General features: G+C 72.1%; 18 protein-coding genes. 9 read left to right on the forward strand and 9 right to left on the reverse strand.

Annotated elements, in window-relative coordinates; translation table 11 throughout:
* Position 1: 1 nt before the first annotated feature.
* Both IEZ13_RS36135 and IEZ13_RS36140 read left to right on the forward strand, forming a co-directional pair.
* Complete coding sequence (locus tag IEZ13_RS36135; protein ID WP_183225627.1) at positions 2 to 2,725, forward strand: DUF6493 family protein; 2,724 nt, start codon at positions 2 to 4, stop codon at positions 2,723 to 2,725.
* A gap of 217 nt (positions 2,726 to 2,942) precedes the next feature.
* Positions 2,943 to 4,040 carry a glycerophosphodiester phosphodiesterase gene (locus IEZ13_RS36140; protein ID WP_183225625.1) on the forward strand — a complete coding sequence of 366 codons (1,098 nt, stop codon included), beginning with the start codon at positions 2,943 to 2,945 and terminating at the stop codon, positions 4,038 to 4,040.
* A gap of 200 nt (positions 4,041 to 4,240) precedes the next feature.
* On the opposite strand, the gene IEZ13_RS36145 is transcribed toward IEZ13_RS36140, so the two are convergent.
* The 4 genes from IEZ13_RS36145 to IEZ13_RS36160 all read right to left on the reverse strand — a co-directional run bounded on the left by IEZ13_RS36145 (position 4,241) and on the right by IEZ13_RS36160 (position 8,884).
* The gene (locus IEZ13_RS36145) at positions 4,241 to 4,549 is read right to left on the reverse strand and encodes a hypothetical protein (RefSeq protein WP_183225624.1); all 309 of its coding nucleotides are present in this window, start codon (positions 4,547 to 4,549) and stop codon (positions 4,241 to 4,243) included.
* Between the two features lie 11 nt (positions 4,550 to 4,560).
* A complete protein-coding gene (locus IEZ13_RS36150) occupies positions 4,561 to 5,787 on the reverse strand; it encodes an inorganic phosphate transporter (protein ID WP_183225623.1) in 1,227 nt (408 codons plus the stop codon).
* Positions 5,788 to 6,184: 397 nt separating this feature from the next.
* Positions 6,185 to 7,480: an aspartate aminotransferase family protein gene (locus IEZ13_RS36155; protein ID WP_183225622.1), complete on the reverse strand. Its 1,296-nt coding sequence runs from the start codon at positions 7,478 to 7,480 to the stop codon at positions 6,185 to 6,187.
* 27 nt (positions 7,481 to 7,507) lie between these two features.
* The gene (locus tag IEZ13_RS36160; protein WP_183225621.1) at positions 7,508 to 8,884 is read right to left on the reverse strand and encodes an aminotransferase class I/II-fold pyridoxal phosphate-dependent enzyme; all 1,377 of its coding nucleotides are present in this window, start codon (positions 8,882 to 8,884) and stop codon (positions 7,508 to 7,510) included.
* A 190-nt stretch (positions 8,885 to 9,074) separates the two neighbouring features.
* Between IEZ13_RS36160 and IEZ13_RS36165 the strand changes: the two genes are divergently transcribed.
* Genes IEZ13_RS36165 through IEZ13_RS36195 form a run of 7 tightly spaced genes read left to right on the forward strand, consistent with a single transcriptional unit; the run spans position 9,075 to position 15,862 of the window.
* The gene (locus tag IEZ13_RS36165; RefSeq protein WP_183225620.1) at positions 9,075 to 9,917 is read left to right on the forward strand and encodes a nitrilase-related carbon-nitrogen hydrolase; all 843 of its coding nucleotides are present in this window, start codon (positions 9,075 to 9,077) and stop codon (positions 9,915 to 9,917) included.
* Positions 9,914 to 11,314, forward strand: a complete 1,401-nt coding sequence (gene hydA, locus IEZ13_RS36170) for a dihydropyrimidinase (RefSeq protein ID WP_183225619.1) — start codon at positions 9,914 to 9,916, stop codon at positions 11,312 to 11,314. The genes IEZ13_RS36165 and hydA overlap by 4 nt, the downstream gene beginning before the upstream one ends.
* Positions 11,315 to 11,326: 12 nt before the next feature.
* Complete coding sequence (locus IEZ13_RS36175; RefSeq protein ID WP_183225618.1) at positions 11,327 to 12,325, forward strand: TIGR03842 family LLM class F420-dependent oxidoreductase; 999 nt, start codon at positions 11,327 to 11,329, stop codon at positions 12,323 to 12,325.
* Positions 12,322 to 13,164, forward strand: a complete 843-nt coding sequence (locus IEZ13_RS36180) for an ABC transporter permease (RefSeq protein WP_183225617.1) — start codon at positions 12,322 to 12,324, stop codon at positions 13,162 to 13,164. The genes IEZ13_RS36175 and IEZ13_RS36180 overlap by 4 nt, the downstream gene beginning before the upstream one ends.
* On the forward strand, positions 13,161 to 13,970 hold the full coding sequence (locus tag IEZ13_RS36185; RefSeq protein WP_229795478.1) for an ABC transporter ATP-binding protein: 810 nt from the start codon (positions 13,161 to 13,163) through the stop codon (positions 13,968 to 13,970). Before IEZ13_RS36180 ends, IEZ13_RS36185 begins: the two co-directional genes overlap by 4 nt.
* Positions 13,967 to 14,722, forward strand: coding sequence for an ABC transporter permease (locus IEZ13_RS36190; protein ID WP_183225616.1), 756 nt, complete (start codon positions 13,967 to 13,969; stop codon positions 14,720 to 14,722). The genes IEZ13_RS36185 and IEZ13_RS36190 overlap by 4 nt, the downstream gene beginning before the upstream one ends.
* A gap of 9 nt (positions 14,723 to 14,731) precedes the next feature.
* Entirely contained in the window at positions 14,732 to 15,862 is a 1,131-nt protein-coding gene (locus tag IEZ13_RS36195) for an ABC transporter substrate-binding protein (RefSeq protein WP_183225615.1), read from the forward strand.
* A 1-nt stretch (position 15,863) separates the two neighbouring features.
* On the opposite strand, the gene IEZ13_RS36200 is transcribed toward IEZ13_RS36195, so the two are convergent.
* From IEZ13_RS36200 to IEZ13_RS36220, 5 genes are all read right to left on the reverse strand, one after another.
* The gene (locus IEZ13_RS36200) at positions 15,864 to 16,646 is read right to left on the reverse strand and encodes a hypothetical protein (RefSeq protein WP_183225614.1); all 783 of its coding nucleotides are present in this window, start codon (positions 16,644 to 16,646) and stop codon (positions 15,864 to 15,866) included.
* 67 nt (positions 16,647 to 16,713) lie between these two features.
* The gene (locus tag IEZ13_RS36205; RefSeq protein ID WP_229795480.1) at positions 16,714 to 17,583 is read right to left on the reverse strand and encodes an SCO6745 family protein; all 870 of its coding nucleotides are present in this window, start codon (positions 17,581 to 17,583) and stop codon (positions 16,714 to 16,716) included.
* Positions 17,571 to 18,089 carry a hypothetical protein gene (locus IEZ13_RS36210; protein WP_183225682.1) on the reverse strand — a complete coding sequence of 173 codons (519 nt, stop codon included), beginning with the start codon at positions 18,087 to 18,089 and terminating at the stop codon, positions 17,571 to 17,573. Before IEZ13_RS36210 ends, IEZ13_RS36205 begins: the two co-directional genes overlap by 13 nt.
* A gap of 25 nt (positions 18,090 to 18,114) precedes the next feature.
* The gene (locus IEZ13_RS36215) at positions 18,115 to 20,391 is read right to left on the reverse strand and encodes a putative bifunctional diguanylate cyclase/phosphodiesterase (protein WP_183225613.1); all 2,277 of its coding nucleotides are present in this window, start codon (positions 20,389 to 20,391) and stop codon (positions 18,115 to 18,117) included.
* Positions 20,388 to 22,214 (reverse strand): diguanylate cyclase domain-containing protein, encoded by a 1,827-nt coding sequence (locus IEZ13_RS36220; RefSeq protein ID WP_183225612.1) that lies wholly within the window; start codon positions 22,212 to 22,214, stop codon positions 20,388 to 20,390. The genes IEZ13_RS36215 and IEZ13_RS36220 overlap by 4 nt, the downstream gene beginning before the upstream one ends.
* Positions 22,215 to 22,235 lie beyond the last annotated feature (21 nt).

Here is a 22,235-nt window from a genome sequence, read left to right on the forward strand (position 1 = left end):
CATGTCGCTGACCTGGGACCTCCTCGATCGGTATTTCCACGAGGACGACGACGAGACGGTCACCGCCGTGCTGCTCGCCGCCGATGAGACGGAGCGGCTGGCGTTCGCGGCGGAGCTGACCGCGCGGATCCGCGCGGAGCGGGAAGACGTGTGGCGGCGACCGCCACATCCGGGTGGGCTCTACGCGCTGGCCGTCATCGCGTGCGCCCCGTCGGCGGCCCGGGCCGCCGATCTGCTCTCCCGCCGGGAGCTGCGCCGGTGGGACGAGATCCCCGTCGACCGGTTCCTGGAGATCGTCCGTGCACGGGGGCTGACCTGGACCGGTGATCTCGGGGTGCGACTCTGCGCCAAGATTCCGTCCGATGGGCTGTGGCCCCGGGAGTGGCGGTTCGTGGCGGCCCTGCTCGACGAGGGCCGGGCCGAACCCCCGGTCACCGAGGGCGTCGTCCGCTCCTGGCTCGACGCGCTCATCGACAGCCGGCTCGCCGAGTCGACCGATGTGCCCTTCCTGCATCTGCTGCTGCCGGCCGTCTTCGAGATCGACGGCCTCGGCAGCTCGGTCATGGCCAGCACCTGGGACTCGAAACCCGGCTTGGCCACGGTCGTGACCTGGCTCATCGAGGACGGGCGGATCGACCGGGCGAAGGTGCTGGAGATGACCGTGGACCGGCTCGTCCGCGGCGACCGGCCGGCGAGTCTGCGGGAGTTCGCCACCCTGCACGAGGCGCTGGCCCCGGCACCCGGCGAGATGGCCGCGCACATCGTCGGCTACGCGCGCGTGCTCGGCTCAGCGACGTCCGCGGTGGCCGGGCTCGCGCAGCGGTGCCTGCGGACCGTCGACGACGCCGGGCTGCTACCCGTGGAGACGCTGCTGGAAGCGTCCGCCGAGGTTCTGGTGCGGACCGAGAGGACGCTGGTCAAGGCACAACTCACCTGGCTCGGCCGGGTGGCCCGCCGGGCACCGGACCGGGTCGCGGAGATCGCGGAGACGGCGGCGGTGGCGTTCGGGCATCCGGCTCTGGACGTGCAGGAGCGGGCGCTCGACCTGGTGGCGCGTGTGCTGCCCGGGTCCGGCGCCGGTCTTCGCGACCGGTTGGCGGTGGCTGCCGAGGCGCTCACCGGTGACCTCCGCCATCGCGCGACGACCCTGCTCGGCGCGGACGAGATCGGTCGGCAGGCGTCCGGGTCCACGGCGGGCCCGACCACGTCGGCCGCCATCGGTGCGCCTGGGCCGGTCACGATGCCGCCTCCGATCGGGGGCGCCGCCGAGCTGGCGGAGGAGGTGTCCGTGCTGTTCGAGGCGGAGGACGCCGTCCGGTGGGAACGGGTTCTGGCCGGGCTGGTCACCGTGCACAGGGGCGGCGACACCGCCGCGCTGGGGCCACTGCTGGACCGGCACGACAACCGGTATCCGTTCCAGCCGAAGCTGATCTACCTGTTGGAAGCGGTCCGGGTCCTCCTCGGGCGGCCCGAGCGGGACGACGACATCAGGTGGCGGATGGCCGGTGTGGTGCAGTCCGCCCTTCCGGACAGCAGCCGCCCACGGTCGTCCGCGAGTTCGCCCGCGGACCTGCTGCCACTCCGGATCGGGGAGCTGGCGCTGCGGCAGGCCGAACAACCGGTACCGCTGCTGCTGGCCACACCGACCGACGTCACCGGCGCGATCGACGCCGGTGTCCTGGTGGACCGGTTGGCCCGGCTGGAGGCGGCCGGGCTGACCCCGTGGCCGATCGACTTCGAGCAGGCGCTGTTGCGGGTCCGTCCCGCCGCCGGCACGGAGGTGACCGAGCGGGCCGCGGCGCTCACCTCCGCCCGGGGACGGCAGCTGGCCGCGTGGCTGGCCGCGGGCGGTATGCCCGATCCGGTCAGCAGCCGCAAGGTGCAGTGCAACCGTGGGCCGGACGGCGAGATCGTGATGCGGCGGGTGCTGACCGAACTGGAGTCCACCCGCACCGGACATGACGGCCTCCGGCTGGAGGGTCTGTTCCTTCCGCTACGGAGGGCAGACCATCCCCGCTACTTCGGTGACCGTGACTACCGTCCGGACATCCTGGCCATGGCGCTCCCCCGGCATCGTGAGGTGATCGCCGCCTGGGCGCTGCCCGACCTGGCGGGCCTGGCCGATCAGGACGCCCGGGACGCCTCGCTGCTGCCGCTGCTCGCCGACGCGGGCGGCCCGGCCGGCCCGGCGATGACGCTGGCCGTCACCTACGGCCTGGCGGCCCGCCACGAGGCCGACCGGATCGCGGCCGTCGACGCCTTCCTGCTCCTGGCCTCCGAAACGCCGCCGGCCTCCGCTGAACCGTCCGGCGCCGTCCCGCCACCGGGGGCCGGGCTCCGGGACGGCGCCGCGGCCGAGGGCGCCGATCCGGAGGAGACGCCGGCCGGGGCCGCTCCCGGATCGTTCGCCGCCCGGGTCGGGGCGGAACTGGGCGATCTCAGCGCGGACGGCACGATCAAGCTGAGCCGGGCGGTGTCCGCCCTGGCCGGGGCCCACCAGGCCGGGGCCTCGGCCGCGGTCTGGGAAGTGCTGACCACAGCGCTGGCTCTCCTGTTGCGGACCGCGCCGAGAGGCCTGCCGGACATGATCGAGCTGGCCACCCGCGTCGCCGGGGCCCTCGGCGTCCGGGCCACGATCCCAGGCCTGGCGGAGGCTGCCGGGCGACCAGGCAGCAGCCGCCTGACCCGAGAGGCGAAACGCCTGCACGCGACCGTCACCCGCTGACGGCGGGGGCGAGAGCCCCCGGCGAGGGCTGCGGCGGGGCGGGGATGACCATTGACCCGGCGTTCGCGGACGCGCCATGAGATCGTCGCCTGCGTGACGGATCGGTCACGTCGACTCTCAACGGGCATCCGGCGATCACCGCCGGAGAGGTTCTTCCGGCGGGTGGCGCCGGTGGTGGTTCCGGCATCGCGGCCGGACCGAGTTCGTGGAGGAGAACGTGGCAGATCGCCGTCAGGTGCTGCGCTTCGGCGCTGTCGCCGCCGCCGCTCCGGCGCTGGCCGGTGCCGCTTCCGCGCCCGCATGGGCCGGCGGCGACGGCAGCACCCGGAACCGGGCGCTGGTGGTCGGCCACCGTGGCGCGTCCGGTTACCGGCCCGAGCACACGCTGGCGTCGTACGAGCTGGCCGCACGGATGGGTGCCGACTACATGGAGCCCGACCTGGTGATCACCAAGGACGGCGTCCTGGTGTGCCGGCACGAGCCGGAGATCGGCGGCACCACCGATGTGGCGTCGCGGCCCGAGTTCGCCGGCCGGCGGAGGACGGTCGTTCTGGACGGCGTGAGCGTCACCGGCTGGTGGACCCAGGACTTCACGCTCGCCGAGCTGAAGACGCTGCGCGCGGTCGAGCGGATTCCGGCGATCCGTCAGCGGAACACGCTGTACGACGGCCGGTTCGAGGTGCCGACCTTCCAGGAGGTGCTGGACCTGCGCCGGCGGCTGTCGAAGGAGCTGGACCGGGACCTGGGTGTGTTCCCGGAGACCAAGCACCCGACCTTCTTCCAGCGGCTCGGCCTGGAGCTGGAGAAGCCGCTGGTCCGGGCGCTGCGCCGCAACGGCCTGGACCGGCGGGGCGCGAAGGTGTTCATCCAGTCGTTCGAGGCGGCCAACCTGCGGACGCTGGCCGACGAGCACCGGGTCGACGTGCCGCTGGTGTTCCTGAGCAGCGCGTCGGGCAGCCCGTTCAACGACCCGCGCAGCTATGCCGACTACCTGACGCCGGGTGGGCTCAAGGAGCTGTCCGAGTTCGTGGACGGTCTCGGCCCGGAGAAGGGGCAGATCATCCCGCGCCGGGCGGACGGCACCCTCGGCTCGCCGACCAGTCTGGTCGGTGACGCGCACGCGGCCGGGCTCAGGGTCGTGCCGTACACGTTCCGCGCGGAGAACTCGTTCCTTCCGGCCGAGCTGCGGGTGGGCGCCGACGTCAGCGCCTACGGCAAGGCGATCGACGAGCAGGTGACGTTCCTGCGGACCGGGATCGACGGCCTCTTCACCGACAATCCGGACATCGGCGTCCTGGCCCGCGGCCTGGCATGACGGACCCGGGGCCCGGCCGACGGCGGAACGGCCGTGCCCGGGAGGGACCGCTCACGCCCGGCGGGCGCGGCACGGCCGTGGGGGCGCACCCGGCTCGCGGGTGCGCCAGGGTTCGCCGTTGTCGCTGTGGGGGCGCTTGGCCCGTACCGATGAAAAAGCGACGGCCCCGGCGCCGAGACGCCGGGGCCGGGCCGCGCGATCTACTTCTCGACGAGCGTCGGGTAGATGTGCGAGAAGTCGAGCTTGTAGCCGAATCCGCTGGCCACGATGAACGTCAGGCCGAGCAGCACGCCGAGGACGACCACCGCGAACAGGGCGTAGCCGAGGGCCGTGCCGAGCGGGCGCTTGGTCCCGGCGGTGACGCCGCTGGTGTTGACGGACGCCTCGCCGGCGCCCCAGGCGAGGGAGCGGATGCCGAGGGCGAAGAGGATCGGCAGGCCGGCGCCGAGGGCGAGGCCGGCGAGCAGGACCTGCCACGCGCCGGTGAGCGCGAAGTCGAGGTTGTGCATGTCCCGGCCTTTCAGTTCGCCGCGGCGGCGGGGATCGGGGTGACGGGCTGGACGGCCGCGCCGTCCCAGTCGTCGTTGACGTTCTCGTGGTCGACCTTGCCGGAGCGGGAGCGCAGGTACATCGCGCCGGAGGCCGCGACCAGGAGGGCGAAGACCACCAGGGCGCCGGCCATGCCGCCGACGGCGTCGCCCACGTACCACATCGCGGCGCCGACCAGGCCGGCCGAGGGAAGGGTGATCAGCCAGGCCAGGACCATCCGGCCGGCGACCGCCCAGCGGACCGTGGCGCCGGGACGGCCGAGACCGGAACCGATCACCGAGCCGGTGGCCACGTGGGTGGTGGAGAGCGCGAAGCCGAGGTGGCTGGAGGCCAGGATGACCGCGGCGGCGCCGGACTGCGCGGCGGTGCCCTGCGGCGGGGTGATGTCGGTGATGCCCTTGCCGAGGGTGCGGATGATGCGCCAGCCGCCCAGGTAGGTGCCGAGCGCGATGGCCAGCGCCGCGGAGACCTTGACCCACAGCGGGATGTTCTCCAGGTCGTCCCAGTGACCGCTGGCGATCAGGGCGAGGGTGATCACGCCCATGGTCTTCTGGGCGTCGTTGGTGCCGTGCGCCAGGGAGACGAGCGAGGCGCTGCCGATCTGGCCCCAGCGGAAGCCCTTCTCGGTGAACCGCGCGGCCACCCCGGCAGTGATCTTGAAGATGATCCAGGTGCCGACCACGGCGACGACGCCCGCGATGACCGGCGAGATGACGGCGGGCAGGAGCACCTTGCCCACGACGCCGTCGAGCTTGGAGCCGTCGCCGTTCCAGTTGACGCCGGCCACGCCGAGACCGGCGAGGGTGGCGCCGACCAGGCCGCCGAAGAGGGCGTGCGACGAACTGGAGGGCAGGCCGAGGAGCCAGGTGAGCAGATTCCAGACGATGCCACCGACGAGGCCGGCCAGGATGATCAGCAACAATCCGCTGCCGCCGTCGGCGAGGAGTTCCGCCTTGGGCGCGCCGCTCTTGTCCTGGATCTTGACAACGGCATTGGTGACGGTCAGCGCGACTTCCACGGAGAGGAAGGCGCCGACCAGGTTCAGGACACCGGACAGAGCGACGGCCGTTTTGGGCCGGAGCGCCTTGGTCGCGATGGAGGTGGCCATCGCGTTGGCGGTGTCATGGAACCCGTTGGTGAAATCGAAGGCCAGGGCCGTGATGACCACCAGCGCCAAGATCACGGATGTTTCTGTCACGCCGTGATCGTGACCGAGTTACGGGCCCACTGCCATACCCCCAACGCAACATGTACAAGGTTCGGCCCTCGTTAACCTTACGTTTCCCAAATGTCACCCCTGGGTGACTGAACAATTACTCTTCGCGTCCACGGATGGACGGCGGATGAACAAAACTTTAGGCTCGCCACGGCGGAAACCCGGCAAAGGATCATATGTCGCATCGAGGTGGTGGGTTCGGACCGTCGCTCCCGCCGAGGGCACGGCACGGCCCGCTGGCCGCTGGCGCGTCCAGAACGCGGGCCGCACCGTGCGACGTGCGTAAGCGGTTGCGCCCGAAAAAGCCCATCGAACCCGGCTGGCTCTCCGGGCTGTTTCGGGACCCGTGAGACAGCCCTCAGGGCCGGCTGTAGTTGATCTAGGCGATCCGGGATTCGGCGTCGGCCGTGGCGATCGCGCCGGACAGGATGGCGAGCCCCTCCCGGGCCTCGTCCTCGGTGAGGGTGAGCGGCGGGCCGATCCGGAGCACGTTGCCGTACAGGCCGCCCTTGCCGACCAGCAGCCCGCCCTCCCGGCAGAGGTCGAAGACCCGCAGCGTGACCGCCGGGTCCGGCTCGGTGGTGCCGGGCCGGACGAACTCCAGCCCGATCATCAGGCCCCGCCCGCGCACCTCGGCCAGGATCCCGTACGACAGCGCCCGCAGCCCACCGAGCAGGATCCCGCCGACCCGCCGCGCGTTGCCCTGGAGGTCGTGATCGAGCACGTAGTCGAGCACCGCGTTGCCGGCGGCCGCACTGACCGGGTTGCCGCCGAACGTGGAGAAGCTGACCGCCGGAACCGCGTTCATCACCTCGGCACGGCCGACCACGCCGCCGAGCGCGAACCCGTTGCCGATGCCCTTGGCGAAGGTGATCAGATCCGGGGTGACGCCGTGCGCCTGGTAGCCCCAGAAGTGGTCGCCGGTCCGCCCCCAGCCGGTCTGCACCTCGTCGGCGATGAGCAGGATCCCGTGCTCGGCCAGCACCTTCCGGTACGCCCCGAGCAGCCCGTCCGGCCCGTGCACGAACCCGCCCACACCCTGGACCGGCTCGGCGATCAGGGCGGCCACGTCCCCGGCGGTGACCGTGGCGAGGACCTCCCGCAGGTCGTCGACGGCCGCGTCGAGCAGGTCGGCGTCGTTCAGCCCGGCCATCCGCCCGCGCAGCCGGTCGGCGGAGGCCAGCCAGTTCACCGACAGCGGGCTGAGCGAGCTGGACGACCAGCTGCGGTGCCCGGTGACCGCCATGGTCGCGAAGGTCCGGCCGTGATAGCTGTTCTTGATCGCCAGGATCTGGTTGGATCGCCGTACGTTCGTGGCCATGAGCAGCGCCGACTCGTTGGCCTCGGTGCCCGAGTTGGTGAAGAAGACCCGCGCGTCCGGGATGCCGGAGAGCCGGGCGATCTTCTCGGCCAGCTCGACCTGCTGCCGGATCAGGTAGAGCGTGGAGGTGTGCGCGACGCCGGTGCCGATCTGGGCACGGACCGCGTCGCTGATCTCGGCCACGTCGTACCCGATCATCGTGGTCAGCACCCCGCCGAAGAAGTCGAGGTAGGTGCGGCCGCCGGCGTCGGTGACCCGGCGCCCGCTCCCGGAGACGATCTCCAGCGCGTCGTCGCCGTAGTAGACGGGCATCCAACCGGGCATCACCGCCCGGTGACGGTCGAGCAGACTCATCGATGACCTCCGTTGTCGTGTGCTCCCCTAGCGCCATCCGGGTGGGTGCGCGAGGTCCCGCCGGCCGCTGCCGCGGGTGGTCTCGGAGGTGGCCGCCGCGAGCACGTCGGCCAGCTCGCCGTAGCCGTCGGCGACCAGCCCCGCGGTGATCCGCAGGTGGTCGCCGGGCAGCGGGGTGACGCAGAACGGGGCGCCGGGCGCGGCCGCGATCCCGTGGGCGGCCAGCGCGACCATGGCGTTCTGCTGGTCGGGGACCGGCAGCCAGAGGTTTATCCCGTCGGTCGCCTCGGTGGTCACCCCGCGCTCGGCCAGCGCGGCCGACAGCGCGGCCCGGCGGTACGCGTACGCCTCCCGCGCCGCCGCCACCTGTGCCGTGACGTCCGGGTCGGTGAGCAGGTCGAGCAGCACGCCCTGGAGCAGCCGGCTGGACCAGCCGGGCCCGAGCAGCCGCCGGTCGGCGACCGCGTCGAGCACGTGGGCGGGCCCGCCGACCGCCGCGAGCCGCAGGTCCGGCCCGTGGCTCTTGGAGAAGCTGGCCACGTGGACGGTCCGGTCGGGCAGGTAGCGGCCGAGGCTGACCGGCGGGGCGGTGGCGATGTCGCCGGCGTGGTCGTCCTCGACCACGAGCAGGTGCGGCGCCTCCAGCAGGACGTTGGCGAGCAGCGCGGCCCGGGACTCGTCCATGCTGGCGCCGGTCGGGTTGTGGGCCCGCGGCTGGAGGAAGAGGGCGACCGCCCGGTAGCCGCGGACGGCCCGCAGCAGCGCGTCCGGGACGATGCCGGAGGCGTCCATCGGCACCCCGACGACGGTGGCGCCGACCGCCTGGAGCAGGTCGAGCAGGGGCGGGAAGGCCGGGTTCTCGACGAGGACGTGGTCGCCGTACCGCAGCACCGCCCCGGTCACCCGGTCGAGCGCGTCCATGGCGCCGTCCACCACGGTGAGCCGCTCCGGCGGGTACGGCCACCGCTGCCGCAGCACCTCGTCCAGCCCGGGCAGCACCGGCGGGTCGAGGTAGCTCCCGGCCCACCGGCCGTCGCCGATGCGGCGCAGCGCGACGTCGAGCGACGGCAGCAGCAGCGGGTCGGGCACACCGGTGGACAGGTCCCGGGGCAGACCGATCCGGGCCCCGCTGAGCTGGGCGTACCGCAGTCGTGCGCGGGGCGGCAGCGGCCCGGACACGAAGGTCCCGGAGCGGCCGCGGGTCTGGATCGCCCCGGCGAGGATGAGGTTGCGCCACGCCTCGCTGACCGTCGTCGGGCTGACGCCGAGCCCACCGGCCACCGTGCGGACGGTGGGCAGCCGGGCCCCGGCGGGCAGCCGGCCGGAGGTGATCAGACGGCTCACCGCCGCCGCGATGCCCCGGGCGCTTCTGTCCTGAACCGCCCCGGTGATCAGCGTCAGCAAATTATCGTCTCCGAAACATTCCGTAACGTACGGGCAATTGTCCGCCATGATGTGTGTCGTTAGTGTCCTACGGCATCCGACGCCGACAAGCAACCCCTGGCGCAGGACCCTTAACGAGGAGTAAACACACGATCACAGGCGCTTCGAGGCGCACTGCGCGTGCCAGAAGATCAAATAGAGAGGGGCCGCAATGACGACCGGAGTCGTCCGCGCCGCCCTCGTCCAGACCACCTGGACGGGCGACAAGGAATCCATGATCAAAGCGCACGAGGACTACGCTCGTGACGCCGCCGCCCAGGGCGCGAAGGTGATCTGCTTCCAGGAGCTCTTCTACGGCCCCTACTTCTGCCAGGTCCAGGACGCCGCCTACTACGAGTACGCCGAATCCGTCCCGGGCCCGACGACCGAGCGTTTCCAGGCGCTCGCCGCCGAACTGGGAATGGTGATGATCCTGCCGATGTACGAGCAGGAGCAGCCCGGCGTCCTCTACAACACCGCGGCCGTGGTCGACGCCGACGGCAAATACCTCGGTAAATACCGCAAGAACCACATCCCGCAGGTGAAGGGGTTCTGGGAGAAGTTCTACTTCCGTCCCGGAAACCTGGGTTATCCGGTCTTCGACACCGCGGTCGGGAAGGTCGGCGTCTACATCTGTTACGACCGGCATTTCCCCGAGGGCTGGCGCGCGCTCGGCCTGAACGGCGCGCAGATCGTGTTCAACCCGTCGGCCACCAGCCGCGGTCTCTCCTCCTACCTGTGGCAGCTGGAGCAGCCGGCCAGCGCCGTGGCGAACGAGTACTTCATCGGCGCCATCAACCGGGTGGGCGTCGAGGAACTGGGTGACAACGACTTCTACGGCCAGACGTACTTCGTCGACCCGGAGGGCAAGTTCGTCGGCGAGGTGGCGGACACCCACCATCCCGAGCTGATCGTCCGTGACCTGGACCTGAGCCTGCTCGGCACGGTCCGGGACCGCTGGCAGTTCTTCCGCGACCGCCGCCCCGACTCCTACGACGGGCTGGTGGCGCCGTGACCACGCTGATCAGGGGCGGAACGGTCGTCGGGCCCACCGGACCGGTGCGGGCCGACGTCCTCATCGACGGTGAGACCATCGCGGCGATCTTCGCGCCCGGGCAGGCCCCGGACGGACCGGAGGTCATCGACGCCACCGGGAAGTACGTCATCCCGGGCGCCGTCGACGCCCACACGCACATGGAGCTGCCCTTCGGCGGCACCCACGCCAGCGACACGTTCGACACCGGCACCAGGGCCGCGGCGATCGGCGGGACGACCACGATCATCGACTTCGCGGTGCAGCGGACCGGCGAGGTCGTTCAGGACGGTCTCGCCGCCTGGCACGGCAAGGCCGACGGCAACTGCCACATCGACTACGCCTTCCACATGATCCTCGGCGGCGTGGACGACGAGTCGCTCAAGGCCATGGACCAGCTGGTGGCCGGCGAGGGCATCTCCAGCTTCAAGCTCTTCATGGCGTACCCCGGGGTGTTCTACTCCGACGACGGGCAGATCCTGCGCGCCATGCAGAAGGCCCGGGACAACGGCGCCATGATCATGATGCACGCGGAGAACGGGCCGGCCATCGACGTACTGGTCAAGCAGGCCCTGGAACGCGGTGAGACGGACCCGATCCATCACGGTCTGACCCGCCCGCAGGAGCTGGAGGCGGAGGCCACCAGCCGGGCCATCTGGCTGGCGAGCGTGGCCGCGGACTGCCCGCTCTACATCGTGCACCTGTCCGCGACGAAGGCTCTCGAACAGGTCCGCAACGCCCGTGACCTGGGGAAGAACGTCTTCGCCGAGACCTGCCCGCAATACCTCTACCTCACCCTGGAGGACCAGCTCGGCGCGCCCGGCTTCGAGGGCGCCAAGTGGGTCTGCTCGACGCCGCTGCGGTCCAAGCACGAGAACCACCGCGCCGACCTGTGGCAGGGCCTGCGCACCAACGACCTGTCGGTGGTGTCGACCGACCACTGCCCGTTCTGTTTCAAGGACCAGAAGGAGCTGGGCCTCGGCGACTTCTCGAAGATCCCGAACGGGATCGGCGGTGTCGAGCACCGGGTGGACCTGCTCTACCAGGGCGTCGTCGACGGGAAGCTGTCGCTGGCCCGCTGGGTGGAGACGATCGCGACCACCCCGGCGCGGATGTTCGGCCTCTACCCGCGCAAGGGGATCATCGCCCCCGGCTCGGACGCCGACATCGTCCTGTACGACCCGAACGGGCGTACCCGGATCAGCGCCGAGACGCACCACATGAACATGGACCACTCTGCGTGGGAGGGCTGGGAGATCGATGGCCGCGTCGACACGGTCATCGCCCGCGGCGAGGTGATCGCCGCCGGTGGCGAGTACACCGGGCGGGCCGGCCGCGGCCACTACCTCAAGCGCGGCCTCAGCGACTACCTGCTCTAGAAGGGGGCGGGCATGGACATCGGTGTCGTCCTACAGAACGACCCACCCGCGCTGGAGGTCGTCGAGTGGGCGAAGAGGGCGGAGGCGGCCGGCTTCAGTCACTTCTGGACCTTCGACTCGCACGTGCTCTGGCAGGAGCCGAACGTGGTCTACGCGGCCATCCTCGGCGCCACCGAGCGGATCGTGGTCGGGCCGATGGTCACCAACCCGGGCACCCGGGACTGGACGGTGACCGCCTCGACCTTCGCGACCCTCAACGAGATGTACGGCAACCGCACGATCTGCGGCATCGGCCGGGGCGACTCCGCCCTGCGGGTGCTCGGCTTCGCCCCGCAGACCCTGGGTCAGCTGCGCGAGAGCGTGCTGGCGATCAAGGGCCTGGCCAACGGGGAGAAGGTCACGGTCCGCGGTCAGGAGCTCCAGCTGGCCTGGGCCGCGGACAGCCGCCTCGAGGTCTGGGTGGCGGCCTACGGCCCGAAGGCCCTCGCCCTCGCCGGGGAGGTGGGCGACGGCTACATCCTCCAGCTCGCCGACCCGGACATCGCCGAGTGGATGATCACGGCGGTGCGGAAGGCCGCGGTTCTCCACAAACGGGACCCGGACGCCATCAGGTTCTGTGTGGCGGCGCCCGCCTACGTCGGCGACGACCTGGCGCATCAGCGCGAGCAGACCCGCTGGTTCGGCGGGATGGTGGGCAACCACATCGCCGACATCGTGGGCCGCTACGGCGGCGACGGCCGGGCGGTGCCGCAGGCGCTGACCGACTACATCGCGGCCCGGCAGGACTACGACTACGCCGAGCACGGGCGGGCCGGCAACACCCACACCACGTTCGTGCCGGACGAGATCGTGGACCGGTTCTGCGTCCTCGGGCCGGTGGAGAACCACGTGAAGCGGTTGCAGGAGCTCAAACAGCTGGGCGTCGACCAGTTCGCCGTCTATCTCCAGCACGACGCCAAAGATCAAACCCTTGCGGCGTACGGCGAGCACGTCATCCCGGCGTTCTCGTGAGGCGGGTCCTCTCGGTGATCGCCGGGCTGGCCGTGGCCGCGCTGCTCTGGGAGGGCTACAAGGCGGCCGGTGATCCCGAGGGGACGGTGCTGTTCGGCGTACGGGTCCTGCCCCGCGCCGACGACCTCTCGATGCCGCATCTGTGGACCATCGGGCAGCGGCTGGCCGATCCGGAGATGACCGGCGGCCGGCCGGTGTGGCTCGTGGTGCTGCAGGCCTGCCTGTTCACGCTCGGCATCACCGCGGCCGGTTTCGCCGCCGGCACGGTGATCGGGCTGGTCCTGGCGGCGGCCATGCAACGGTTCCGGATCGTGGAGCGGGGGCTGCTGCCGTACGTCGTCCTCTCCCAGACCGTGCCGCTCGTGGCGCTCGCGCCGCTGATCGCCGGCTGGGGCGGCACCCTCATGCCGTCCTGGGCGACCGTCTCGGTGATCGCCGCCTACCTGGCGTTCTTCCCGGTCGCGGTGGGCATGCTGCGCGGGCTCCAGTCGCCGTCGGCCGGCGGGGTGGAGCTGATGCGCAGTTACGCCGCGGGATGGTGGCGCACGCTGGTGAAGTTGCGCTTCCCGGCGGCGCTGCCCTACCTCTTCCCGGCGTTGCGGCTGGCCGGCGCGGCCGCGGTGGTCGGCGCGGTGGTCGGTGAGATCTCCACCGGCACCCGGGGCGGCATCGGCCGCCTGATCATCGAGTACTCGCGGGAGGCCACCTCGGATCCCGCCAAGGTCTACACGGCCATGCTCGGCGCGGCCCTGCTGGGCCTGCTCGTCGCGGGCGCCGTGAGCCTCCTGGAACTGCCGCTGATGCGGCACCGGCGCCACGTGGAGGTGGTGACACTGTGAGCGAGCTGGCGAGCCCGGCCCCGGACATCGTGCCGGCGCCCGAGCGCGCGGCCTCGGTGATCGTCGACGACGTCACGAAGGTCTTCAACCAGGGCCGCTCCGACGAGGTCCTGGCCCTTTCCGGCGTGAGCCTGACCGTGGGCGGCGGCGAGTTCGTGTCGCTGATCGGGCCGTCCGGCTGCGGCAAGAGCACCCTGCTGCGGCTGATCGCCGACCTGATCGAGCCGACCACCGGCACGGTCACCGTCGCCGGGCGCCCGGCCGGTCAGGCCCGCCGCGACCAGGAGTACGGCATCGCCTTCCAGCAGGCCGGCCTCTTCGAGTGGCGAACCGTCCGCCGCAATGTCGAACTGCCGCTGGAGCTGCGCGGGGTGTCCAAGGCCGAACGCCGGGCCAGGGCCGAGGAGATGCTGGAGCTGGTCGGCCTGGCCGACTTCGCCGGGCACTATCCCGGTCAGCTCTCCGGCGGCATGCAGCAGCGGGTGGCGATCGCCCGCGCCCTCGCGGTCCAGCCGCCGCTGCTGCTGATGGACGAGCCGTTCGGCGCGCTCGACGAGATGACCCGGGAACGGTTGCAGTCGGAGCTGCTCGGCATCTGCGCCAAGACCGGGACCAGCACGGTCTTCGTCACCCATTCGATCTCCGAGGCGGTGTTCCTCTCCGGACGGGTGGTCGTCATGTCCGCCCGGCCGGGACGGATCACCGCGTCGATCGAGGTGGAGCTGCCGTCGCGGGACGAGGCCGGACGGCAGGCCCCGGCCTACTTCGAGAAGATCACCGAGGTACGGCAGGCGCTGCGCTCATGAGACGGATTCTGCCGCCGGTGGTCGTCGGTGTCCTGGCCCTGCTCCTCTGGGAGCTGTTCGTGACGCTGGGCCGGGTCGCGCCGTTCATCCTGCCCGCGCCGTCGGCGATCGGGGCGCAGATCGTCGAGCAGCGGCGCAACATCGTGGAGGCGGCCCTGGCCAGTGGCGCGAACGCGCTGGTCGGCCTGATCGGCGGCACCCTGGTCGCGGTGCTGGCCGCGCTCGCCGCCAGCCGGTTCCTGGTCCTCGGCGAGGTGTCGATCCCGTTCGCCGCGGTCCTCAACGCGCTGCCGATCATCGCCCTCGCCCCGATCCTCAACAACATGTTCGAGTCGACCAGCAGCGTCCCGCGCCGCCTGGTCACCGGCATCGTGGTGTTCTTCCCGGTCTTCCTGAACCTGCTGCGCGGGCTGCGCGAGGTGGATCCGGTCCACCAGGAGCTGATGCGCACGTACGCGGCGTCCGGCTGGACCTTCGCCCGCAAGGTCCGGCTGCCCGGCGCGCTCCCCCACCTCTTCACCGGCCTGCGGCAGGCGTCGTCGCTGGCCGTGATCGCCGCGGTCGTCGCCGAGTACTTCGGCGGGCTGCAGGACGGGCTCGGGGCGCGGATCACCTCCGCCGCCGCGTTCACCGCCTACCCCCGTGCCTGGGCCTTCGTGGCCGGCGCCTGCCTCCTCGGACTCACCTTCTACCTGGCCACGCTCCTGCTGGAGCGCCTGGCCATGCCCTGGAAACGACGTTTCACAAGTTAGGGGTACGCGTTGAAGCTCTCCCGGATAGTCCTCGCATCGGTTCTCGCGCTGACCGCCTGCGGCACCGCCGACACCGCCACCACTCCGGCTCCGGGCGCGAGCGGCGCCCTGACCCCGATCAAGCTGCAGCTGCAGTGGTTCTACCAGGCCCAGTTCGCCGGCTACATCGCCGCCGTGGACCAGGGCTTCTACCAGGAGCAGGGCCTGGACGTGACGCTGCTGGAGGGCGGCGTCGACATCGTCCCGCAGACCGTCCTGGCACAGGGAAAGGCCGACTACGCGATCGCGTGGGTGCCGAAGGCGCTGGCCTCCCGCGAACAGGGCGCCGGCATCACCGACGTGGGGCAGATCTTCGCCCGCTCCGGGACCTACCAGGTGGCCTGGAAGGACAGCGGCATCACCAAGGCCGCCGACCTCAAGGGGAAGAAGGTCGGCAACTGGGGCTTCGGCAACGAGTTCGAGCTGTTCGCCGGCATGACCAAGGCCGGGGTCGACCCCGGTAAGGACGTCACCCTGGTGCAGCAGCAGTTCGACATGCAGGCGCTGCTGAAGAAGGAGATCGACGCCGCCCAGGCGATGAGCTACAACGAGTACGCCCAGCTGCTGGAGGCGAAGAACCCGGCCACCGGCAAGCTCTACACGGCCGACGACTTCGCGATCATCGACTGGAAGACCGAGGGCTCCTCGATGCTCCAGGACGCGGTGTGGGCGAACACCGCGAAGCTGAACGATCCGGCGTACCAGCAGCAGACCGTCAAGTTCCTGACCGCCACGATCAAGGGCTGGGCGTTCTGCCGGGACAACCCGGAGAAGTGCCGTGACCTGGTCGTCGCGAAGGGGTCCAAGCTCGGTAGGAGCCACCAGCTGTGGCAGATGAACGAGGTCAGCAAGCTGGTGTGGCCGGCCGCCGCGGGTGGGATCGGCACGGTCGACGAGACGGCCTGGAAGCAGACCGTGGAGATCTCGCAGACCACGCGGAACCAGACCGGCGACACCGTGCTGACCAGGGCGCCGGAGGGCCTGGCCTACACGAACGACTACATCAGGCAGGCGATCGGGCAGGCCGAGGCCGCGGGCGTCGATGTCGACGGGTCCGGTTTCCAGCCGGCCACGGTCACCCTGACCGAGGGCGGCGCCTGAGCTACTGGGACGACATGACGAGCCGGGCCGCGAGGGCGACCGTGGCCAGGTCGCCCGCGCGGAGCTTCTCGGCCGCGTGCGCCTCGCCGAGGGCCTCCAGCCGCTGCGCGGACGCGTCGATCAGGGCGTCCTCCCCGGCCAGGAGGCGGCGGGCGACCCGCACCTGAACCGGGTCCAGGTCGGCGTACGCGCACTTGTCCAGCGCCTCGACCGTCTCGTCGTCCAGTTGGCCGTCCATCGCCCGCTCGGTGATCACCTGGAGCAGCCAGCTCGGCCACCAGCTGTACTTCCCGACGATCTGGCCGGAACGGATCGCGGCGGCCGGTTCGAACCCCGCGGCCAGCATCTTGACCGCGAGGTCGACGTCGAACCGTTCCATCCGCAGCGCACCCACGAAGGCCCGGAGGACCTTCTGCGTCGGCACGAACGCCTCGGCCGCGTACGCCGCCTCCCCGAGACGGCCCAGCAGCAGATGACAGGTCGCGCGCGCCTCGGCGACCATCGACGCATCGCCGGATCTGTCCTCGATCCGGTCGAGGGTGGCGGCCAGCCGCTCGGCGCTCTTGGCGGCGCGCTCGGCCAGCTCTCCGCTCTCCGGCTTGTTGAGGTACCGGACCATGACCTCGGTGGCGATCTCCGCTTCGCGCCGCAGCAGCTGCGAGGCGATATTCGGGTTGATCAGCTCGCCCAGAGCCTCGGTGAGGTGCGCTGCGTCGAACCGCTCGGAGGCCTCTGGGAACTGTTCCCACCATGACGCCGGGTGTCTCTGCTGGGGTTCTGTCACGCACCAAGCGTGACCTAACGATTACGCTCCGGCAATGGATTCGACCAGGTGATATGCGTGGTCAGCTTCACCGCGCCTTCCGCTCAACCAGGGCGGCCGGGTTCAGCAGCCCCGCTTTCACGATCGTCCGGCTCAGCGGCCGGGTCAGCGACGCGAGCCGCAGGCACCCCTGCTCGCCGATCGCGCGGTAGGCCACCTCGGCCACCGCGTCGGTCCGTTCCTCGATGTGCGCCCGCAGGGCCACGCCGGCCCCGGTGAGCCCGTCGTCGCCGTACAGGCCGCTGCGCCGCAGGTCGTCCTCGGCCTCGGCCCACTGCTCACGGCTCCACCCCCGGGTGGCCCGCAGGAACCGGCCGTCGATCTCCCCGCTGGCCGCGTGCATCACGATCGCGTCGAGGCCGCTGACCCCGTTGGCCAGCAGCGCCGCCACGTGCCCGTCGCCCCGGAACTCGCGGAGCAGCATCTGGGCGTGGAAGAGCACCAGGTGCGGCGCCTCGGGCCAGGGCAGCGCGGCGTGGACGGCGAACAGCGGGCGGCCGTGCGGCAGCCGGGTGGCCGCCTCCGCCGCCGTACGGGCCAGCGCGGCCGCCTCGGCCATCTCCGGGCCGGCCAGCACGTCCGCGCCCAGCCCGCGGGTCAGGGCGGCGTCGGCGGCCTCCAACCGGGCCTGGAGCAGCTGCTCGGGGCTCGCCTTGGCCCAGGCGGCGGGCAGCGCGCGAGCGACGCGGGCCGGGTTGAAGTTGTAGAAGGTGGCGGCCACGATCTCCGGGCCCACCACCCCGAACGCGGCCCCGCGGGAGGCGAAGTAGCCGTCCATCGGGGAGAGGCCCAGCTTCGCGAACCGTTCGAAGGTCTCGGGCACGAAGTAGACCAGCGAATGCAGCGGCTCGGTGACCCGCCAGGCGAGTCGGTACGGGCTCTCGGTCACGGTTCCCACGGCAACTCCTCGGCGTGGACGGTGTCTCCGGAGCCGACCGCCCCGGAGTGGCGCGGCGCCGGCCGCGCCGCCACCGTATGCCATCGCCCGGATCGACGGGATGCCTCCCGGACCACGAGGTGCACCGGCAGCGGCGGTGGCGGGAACGGGCCGGCGCCCCAGCGCACCCAGATCGCCAGCCGGCCGGCCGCCGCCTCGGCGAGCAGTTTGTCGACGGTGCGCTGCCGGTCCAGCCGGTCCACCTCGATCGCCACCGGCGGGCCGTCCGGGCGCGCGCAGGCCACGTCCAGCACCGAGGTGCCCCGCAGCGGCGCGGGCAGCGGGAAGACGCTCGGCGCCCGCCGGTAGACACGCCAGCCCTGGGCGGCGGCCCACTCGGCGACCGCGTCCACGATCCGGGCGGTCGCCTCGGCCTCCGGCAGGTCGGCGAAGGTCACCCGCTCCAGCCAGCCGGCGAGCGAACGGGCGGTCGACGTGCCCTCGTCGGACGTGCCCTCGTCAGAAATGCTCACGCCGTACGATATCGGGGGTTTACGCGGCGATCTTGACCCGCCGGGCGGCGAGAAGCGCGGTGAGCTGCTCGGCCGGCATCGGCCGGCCCAGATGGTAGCCCTGGCCGACGGTGTAGCCGAGCCGGAGCAGCCGGTCGGCCTGCTCCTGGTTCTCGATGCCCTCGGCCACCGTGTCCAGGCCGAGCGCGCCGGCGAGCTGGGCCACGGCGCGGGCCACCGCCTGCCGGGCGTCGGCGGCCGGGGTGCCGGGCTCGTCGAGCTCGACGCCGTCGACGAACGACTTGTCCAGCTTGACGATCGCCGCCGGGAAGGCGCGCAGCAGGCTCAGGGACGACTCGCCGGTGCCGAAGTCGTCGAGCGCCAGGCGCACCCCGGAGTCGTGCAGCTCGTGCAGCACCCGCAGGACGTGCTGGCCGCGCAGCACCGCCGACTCGGTCAGTTCCAGGACGAGACGGTCGGCGGGCAGCCCGTGGTCGGCGAGCGCGGCCGCCACGTCGGTGACGAAGCCGGGGTCGTGCAGCTGGCGCACCGACACGTTGGGCGCCACCTTGTCGAGCGCGCCCGGACCGAACTCGGACAGCCACGCGGCGCCCTGCCGGCACGCCTCCCGCAGCACCCAGCGGCCCAGCGGCACGATCAGCCCGGTACGTTCGGCGGCCGGGATGAACTCGGCCGGCGACACCACGCCCCGCGCCGGGTGCTCCCACCGGACCAGCGCCTCCACCCCGACGATCCGGCCGTCGCCGAGGCTCACGATCGGCTGGTAGTGCAGCCGGAACTCACCGGCGTCCAGGGCCCGGCGCAGGTCGCCGGCGAGCTGGGCGTGCGCCTGGACGGGCCGTTCCATGCCGTCGGCGTACCGGATCCAGTTGGCCCGGCCGCGCTGCTTGGCCGCGTACAGGGCGGCGTCGGCCTGGCGCAGCAGACCACCGGCGGCGGCGCCGCGCGACCCGGTGGCCAGGCCCGCGCTGAACTGGACCAGCAGCCGCTGGTCGCTGATCGGCACGGCGGTCGCCGCGGCGACCCGCTCGGCCACCGCCCCGCCGTCGGCCGGACCCGGCAGCAGCACCGCGAACTCGTCGCCGGCCAGCCGGGCCACCACCGACCCCGGCCCGGCCGCGTCGCTCAGCACCGCCGCGAACGCGACCAGCAGCCCGTCGCCGGCGTCCTGGCCGAGCGAGTCGTTGACCGAGTTGAACTCGTCCAGATCGGCGAGGAGCACGGTGGCCGGCCCGGCGGCCAGCGTCTCCTCCAGCCGCTGCCGGAACAGGGCCCGGTTCGCCAGCCCGGTCAGCGGGTCGTGGGACGCCTGGTGCCGCAGCCGCGCCTCGGACTCCTGCCGTTCTCCCAGCAGCCGGGTGTTCTCCCGGAACGTCACGTACTGGCGGACCGCGACCAGGGCGGTGACCAGCGCCGCCGCGGACACCACGAAGGCGCCCTCCCAGACGCCCGGCGCCCAGTGCGAGCGGCGGATCAGCACATCGGCGACCGGCACGTCGACCGCCGCGATCGCCAGGTAGGGCAGCCACACGTTGGCCGGGCGGCCCGGACCGGCGACGGCGGTCAGCTGGCGGCGGGCGCCGACGGCGATCAGCAGGCCGCAGACCGGCATGACCATCGCATGGGCGGGCAGGATGGCCTGGTAGCCGCCGAGCGCCGCGAGCAGCGCCACGGCGGCCGCGCTCAGCCCGCTCGAGGCGACCAGGCGCATGGCGGACCGGTCCACCGGGCCGCCCGCGATGTACGACACCTTGGTGATCGACACGGCCGCGAACATGCAGGCCGTCACCAGCACCGCCAGCGCCGACAGGGTCCACGGCTGGGGCGCCCGGTACATCGGGGCGATCCCGAAGTGCCACAGCACGGTGGCGCAGCCGAGCAGGGCGACGGTCCGGTCCAGCCACTGTTTGCCGCGCTGGTAGCCGGTGGTCACGCCGACCGGGACCTGGCCCACGCCCCACATCGCCACCAGGACGCCGGAGCAGATCAGCACGGCGCCGGCGACCGGCATCGCGGGCAGTTCCGGGGCGGCCCGGAAGGCGTACACGGCCTGGAGGATGAAGCCGGCCGTGAAGAGGTGGCAGCAGAGTTCCAGGAGCCGCCAGAAGCGGCGCCCTGCGGGGGCCATCGGCACGGTTCGCAGCAGGGAGCGTACGGACAGCCCGCCGAACGCCATCGACACCGGCATGAACAGGTAGCCGATCACGGGGGTGCCGCGGCCCGCCATCCCCCACGTCAGATACCACAGGACGCCGAGCAGGCAGGTGAGCCCGGCGGCGGTCACGTGACGCCTCATGACGCGTACGTCCGGGTGCGCTGCTTCTCCTCGTACATCCGCAGGTCCGCGGCGTTCAGCAGATGATCCGGGTCGGCGGACGGCCCGACGGCGACGCCGATGCTGACGCCCACCCGCAGCGGCCGCCCGGCGATCTCGGCCGGCCGCTCCAGCACCGTCCGCAGTCCGGCGGCGATCCGCTCGGCGCTCTCCACCCCGGTGGCCAGCACCGCGAACTCGTCGCCGCCCAGCCGGGCCGGCACGTCGTCCGGGCCGGAGCACTCGCGCAGACGGTCCGCCACGTGCCGCAGCACCGCGTCACCGGCGGCGTGCCCGTACGTGTCGTTGATCTGTTTGAAGCCGTCCAGGTCGATCAGCAGCACCGCCGCGTCGCCGGACCGTCCGGTCACGGCCGCGGTGAACTGGCGCCGGTTCGCCAGGCCGGTCAGCTCGTCGTGGCCGGCCTGGTAGCGCAGCCGCTCGTGCAGCTCCCGGGACTCGGTCACATCCCGCGCGTTGCACACCACGCCCCCGATGCCGGGCTCGAGGGTACGGTTCATCGCGACCACCTCCAGCCAGCGCCATGAGCCGTCGGCGTGCCGGTACCGCCCCTGGTAGGTCAACTCGGCTCCCGGCGTCGAGTACAGCGTGGTCAGGTCGGCGGCCAGGGACGCACGGTCGTCGTGATGCAGGATGTCCAGCGAGTTGCGGCCCAGCGCCACCGACGCCGGCACCCCGAGCACCCGCTCGACCGCCGGGCTCACGTAGGTGAAGCCGGCGTCCGGCGCCGCGATCGAGATGACCTCGGAGGAGTGCAGCAGCAGGGCGTTCAGCCGCTCCTCACGGTTACGGATCCCGACCAGCAGGGCGTTGTTCTCGGCCAGCGCGAGAAACTGCCGGCCGATCACCAGGGCGACGTTCACCAGCAACCCGGCCAGCGCGCCCCAGGCGCTCAGCCCGAGACCCGCGGTGATCAGCACGATCACCAGGGCGGCGGCGCAGAGGACCGTCCCGGTGTACGGCAGCACGCTGTACCGGCCGCGCAGGGCCCGGTCCAGCCAGCGCCGCCCGTCCAGGCCGTCGGCGCCGCGCAGCAACTGGATCCGCGGCCCGGCCAGAACCATCAGCATCGGCGCGACGGTCAGCGCCATCTGGGTGCCGGAGTCCCCCGCATTGCCGCTGGGCGCCAGGATGCCGCCCACCGCCTGCACCACGGTGGCCGCCACGATCGGCGCCGCGGCCGACCCGGTCAGCGGCGTCTCCCCGGTCAGGCCGGAGCGCACCGTGAGGAAGGCCGCGCAGAGCACCAGCCCACAGCCGAAGATCGCGACGACGTACGCCTCGATCCCGGCCTCGGGCCGGCCCGGACGCGTCATCAGGCACCAGGCCACCGACACCGAGGCGGTGTTGACGATCGCGGTGTCCAGCAGCATCCGGATCCGCCGGCCGCGCGAACGCCCACGGGTCCGGCGGTACAGCAGCACCACCGCGCAGACCACGACGACGCCGGCCATGGCCGCCACCGACTGCACCGGGTGGAACACCAGGTGGTCGATGCCGGGGTCGGACACGGTGCTCCAGAGCTGCACCAGGTCACCGGCGAGGAAGATCAGCGCGGCGACGGAGAAGGCACGCCAGAACCGGTCCGCGTACGGCGGCAGGTCCAGCGTGCGGCGCACCCGGCGGGCCGACCAGAACAGCAGCAGGTCAAGCACCAGGGCGATCAGCCAGCCGACGATCAACGTGGGCCGGGGCTCGCCGGGGCCCAGGGCGAGCCCTCCCACCACCAGCACGCCGCCCACGGTCAGAGCGATCAGCACGGGGTCGCGCCGCAACAATGCCATCTCCCGTCGGTGCTCCGGTCC

The organism is Actinoplanes campanulatus, from assembly GCF_014647795.1.
GTDB lineage: Bacteria > Actinomycetota > Actinomycetes > Mycobacteriales > Micromonosporaceae > Actinoplanes > Actinoplanes campanulatus.

What these genes read in the sequence shown, in the direction of transcription:
- IEZ13_RS36190 (WP_183225616.1), top strand. Translation starts at nt 13,967, where the DNA reads ATGAGACGGATTCTGCCGCCGGTGGTCGTCGGTGTCCTGGCCCTGCTC.
- IEZ13_RS36155 (WP_183225622.1), bottom strand. Translation starts at nt 7,480, where the DNA reads ATGAGTCTGCTCGACCGTCACCGGGCGGTGATGCCCGGTTGGATGCCC.
- IEZ13_RS36135 (WP_183225627.1), top strand. Translation starts at nt 2, where the DNA reads ATGTCGCTGACCTGGGACCTCCTCGATCGGTATTTCCACGAGGACGAC.
- IEZ13_RS36215 (WP_183225613.1), bottom strand. Translation starts at nt 20,391, where the DNA reads ATGAGGCGTCACGTGACCGCCGCCGGGCTCACCTGCCTGCTCGGCGTC.
- IEZ13_RS36220 (WP_183225612.1), bottom strand. Translation starts at nt 22,214, where the DNA reads ATGGCATTGTTGCGGCGCGACCCCGTGCTGATCGCTCTGACCGTGGGC.
- IEZ13_RS36165 (WP_183225620.1), top strand. Translation starts at nt 9,075, where the DNA reads ATGACGACCGGAGTCGTCCGCGCCGCCCTCGTCCAGACCACCTGGACG.
- IEZ13_RS36175 (WP_183225618.1), top strand. Translation starts at nt 11,327, where the DNA reads ATGGACATCGGTGTCGTCCTACAGAACGACCCACCCGCGCTGGAGGTC.
- IEZ13_RS36145 (WP_183225624.1), bottom strand. Translation starts at nt 4,549, where the DNA reads ATGCACAACCTCGACTTCGCGCTCACCGGCGCGTGGCAGGTCCTGCTC.